This is a genomic window from Bartonella sp. AP72JLCBS (assembly GCF_042195705.1).
Classification (GTDB): Bacteria; Pseudomonadota; Alphaproteobacteria; order Rhizobiales; family Rhizobiaceae; genus Bartonella.
In genome coordinates this window covers 1-520 of record NZ_JBHIOU010000156.1, presented here as the reverse complement: position 1 = coordinate 520, position 520 = coordinate 1, and the positions used below count along the sequence as shown (strand labels likewise).

Here is a 520-nt window from a genome sequence, read left to right as displayed (position 1 = left end):
ACTTCTGATTTATGATGCATGGTGGCATCACCCTGTTCATCATGGTAATGGGTTTCTGCTGAACCGATCGTCAAGTTACCTTGTTCTGTAGCCATGGCAAGATCACCTCCGGTAGTGATCCCCACCCCTGAGGCGGTGATATCTTGCTTGGCAATCACGCTCGCATTGCCACCAGCAGAAAGCGCCTCGGTGTTTAATACGGTCTCCACGCCGTCAACCGTTGTGCGCCCTGCATCCAAACGAATATTCTTCTCCGCAAGGATAACAGCATCACCACCCGCCGCAAAATGCCCCCCTTGACTAAAGATATCCCCACCATGCACATGCAATTGGTGGTTTGCCGCAATCCGCCCTGAATTGGTTATCGTGGAATTGCTTGTATTTTGGCTGGTGATATTGATATCATCGCCCATGATCAAAGCCCCAGCAGAAACAAAGGAGGATCTGTCTTTTTCGGGGATGTAAAGCACCGGTGCATAAACATCCATGCCCTTGACCTGTTGGCGCACATAAATCACCA

1 protein-coding gene is annotated in these 520 nt (G+C 50.2%); it reads right to left on the bottom strand.

The window, feature by feature from the left end; genetic code table 11:
• On the bottom strand, window positions 1–520 hold a 520-nt coding region (locus ACFILO_RS09835), incomplete at both ends, for a hemagglutinin repeat-containing protein (protein WP_375678254.1).